The 2,785-nt window shown below is 70.5% G+C and carries 2 protein-coding genes; one reads left to right on the forward strand and one right to left on the reverse strand.

Translation table 11 applies throughout. The features are described from left to right. Positions 1 to 500 precede the first annotated feature (500 nt). Positions 501 to 1,559, forward strand: coding sequence for a tryptophan--tRNA ligase (gene trpS, locus V2J85_RS40195; RefSeq protein ID WP_330824341.1), 1,059 nt, complete (start codon positions 501 to 503; stop codon positions 1,557 to 1,559). A 103-nt stretch (positions 1,560 to 1,662) separates the two neighbouring features. Here trpS and proC read toward each other — a convergent pair whose 3' ends face one another. Further along, positions 1,663 to 2,472, reverse strand: coding sequence for a pyrroline-5-carboxylate reductase (gene proC / locus V2J85_RS40200; protein ID WP_261956338.1), 810 nt, complete (start codon positions 2,470 to 2,472; stop codon positions 1,663 to 1,665). Between the last annotated feature and the right edge of the window lie 313 nt (positions 2,473 to 2,785).

Raw genomic sequence — 2,785 nt, forward strand, 5'->3', positions numbered from 1 at the left:
TCAGATCTTGTTCGTTCCGTTGACCGGTCCGAATTCGTTTCCGATTCCCCGTCGGAGGGGGTTTTGCCGCGCCTTTCGGCGTGTCCACTACGTTAGCGGAATTCCTCGTCGACGCATAATCGCGCCGTGGTCCGAATTTCGGCATGCCGAAATTGTTCCCGGTGAGGGACCGTGCAGTAGTGGTGTGCCGCGAGGCGGCGGGATGGTCGCCTGGGGCCGTCGGCTCCGTGGCAACTCGGAGAACACTACACGAGCGGGTGAGGTGCTTCAAACCTGTGCCGGGCGCGGATTTGCCCGGTACTTTGGGCGGCATGACTGCGCATGCGCTCGTACAGCAGTGGTGGCCCGCCTGACGGCGGCCGACCACAGCGCATGCATGACCACGGCCGCCGCCTCGGCGGCCGTTCGCGTTTCTGCTTCTCGTAGCCGGCCGGCGAGTTCGGCGGTCTCGATGAGCACCCCGGGAGCTCCGGGAGTGCGGGAATCGGGAGAGATGACGGATGGGTGAACTGGTGCGGGAGCAGGCCGGCGCGGCCGGAGGCGACCTGGTGCGAGGGCGCGGCGGACGCGTGCGGGTGTTCAGCGGAGTGCAGCCGACGGGGCATCTGACGCTGGGGAACTACCTCGGGGCGGTGCGGCGGTGGGCGGCGGAGGACCAGCACCGGGCGGACGCGCTGTTCTGCGTGGTCGATCTGCATGCGCTGACCGTGGAGCACGATCCGGCGCGGGTCCGGCGGCTGAGCCGGCAGGCCGCGTCGCTGCTGCTGGCGGCGGGGCTGGATCCGGAGCGGTGCACGGTCTTCGTGCAGAGCCAGGTGGATGAGCATCTGCGACTGGCGTACCTGATGGAGTGCACCGCCACCGACGGGGAAATGCGGCGCATGATCCAGTACAAGGAGAAGGCGGCTCGTGAGCAGGCGCGCGGCGGGAGCGTGCGGCTGTCGCTGCTGACGTATCCGACGTTGATGGCGGCGGACATCCTCGCGTACGGAACGGACGAGGTGCCGGTCGGGGACGACCAGACCCAGCACGTACAGCTGACCCGGGACCTCGCGGTGCGGTTCAACCAGCGGTACGGGGCGACCTTCGTCGTACCGAAGGCGATGCCCCCACGGGTGGCCGCGCGGGTGATGGATCTGCAGGAACCGACGTCGAAGATGGGCAAGTCGCACGCCCGGACGGCAGGGACCGTCTTTCTGCTGGACGAACCGGAGGTGGTGCGGAAGAAGGTGATGCGGGCGGTGACCGACGGCGGCGATGACGTCGTCTACGAGCGGGAGGCGCGGCCGGGCATCGCGAACCTGCTGGATGTGCTGGCCGCCTGTACGGACGGGGATCCGGAGCGGCTGGCCGAGGGCTACGCGTCATACGGGGCCCTGAAGAAGGACGTGGCGGACGCGGTGGTGGAAACCCTGCGACCGCTGCGCGAACGCCATGCGGAATTGGCGGCCGACCCGGCGTACGTCGACGAAGTCCTGCGCGCCGGAGCCGACCGGGCCCGCGGCTTGGCGAAGCCACGGGTGGACGCGGCTTATCGGGCTATGGGGGTGGGGGTTTAGGAGCGTGGGGCGTGGGGCGTGAAACGTAAGGCGTAGGCATTTCGGGGGCCCGCCCGTGGGGGCGGGCCCCGTTGCCGGGGCCGCTGGTTGCCGGGGTGACGGGTCAGCCGTTGCCGGTGGCCAGTTCGCGGCTGCGGTCGCGGGCGGCTTCGAGGGCGGCGATGAGGGCGGCGCGGACGCCGTGGTTCTCCAGTTCGCGGATGGCGTTGATGGTGGTGCCGGCCGGCGAGGTGACGTTCTCGCGGAGTGTGACCGGGTGTTCGCCGCTGTCTCGGAGCATCACGGCGGCGCCGATCGCGGCCTGGACGATGAGGTCGTGTGCCTTGTCGCGGGGCAGGCCGAGCAGGATGCCGGCGTCTGTCATGGCCTCGACGAGGAAGTAGAAGTACGCGGGGCCCGAACCGGAGAGGGCGGTCGCGGCGTCCTGCTGGCTCTCGGGGACGCGGAGGGTCTTGCCGACGGTGGAGAAGATCTCCTCGGCGAGGGTGAGGTGGGCGGCGGTGGCGTGGGTGCCGGCGGAGATGACGGACATCGCCTCGTCGACGAGGGCCGGGGTGTTCGTCATGACCCGGACGACCGGGGTGCCGGTGGCCAGGCGCTCCTCGAAGAACGAGGTGGGGATGCCGGCTGCGCCGCTGATGACCAGGCGGTCGGCGGGCACGTGCGGGGCCAGCTCGCGGAGCAGAGTGCCCATGTCCTGGGGCTTCACGGTGAGGATCAGGGTGTCGGCGGACTTGGCCGCCTCGGCGTTGCTGACCGCTTCGACGCCGTAACGGTCGTGCAGCTGGGCGGCGCGCTCCTGGCGGCGGGCGGTGACCAGCAGGTCGGAGGGCGCCCAGCCGCCGCGGATCATCCCGCTGAGGAGGGCTTCGCCGATCTTTCCGGTGCCGAGGACTGCGACCTTCTGGGTCATGGTGCCGGTTCGCCTTTCCGCTGCGCTGTGCCGGTGCTGCTTGTACTGGGTTCCGGTGCTGCTTGTACTGGTGCGTGCATGCGTGCTGTGGCCGGGTGGCTGGGGATTGGCCGTGCCTGTGGTCCGCCCCCGTGGTCCGCCGACCGCCGCCACCCGTGTGCGTGCTGTCGTCCGTCATCCTCGCACCGCGGGTTGGCCGGCGGCGGCGCGTTCCGCTGGGTGGACCGCGGCACGGCCTGCGTCTGACTGGTGGCCGGCGCGTGACATAGGCAGAAGTGCGGGGGGGGAGGTCGGGCAGGGCCGGGGCGCGGGG

The sequence above is a fragment of the Streptomyces bugieae genome (assembly GCF_036352915.1).
Classification (GTDB): Bacteria; Actinomycetota; Actinomycetes; order Streptomycetales; family Streptomycetaceae; genus Streptomyces; species Streptomyces endophytica.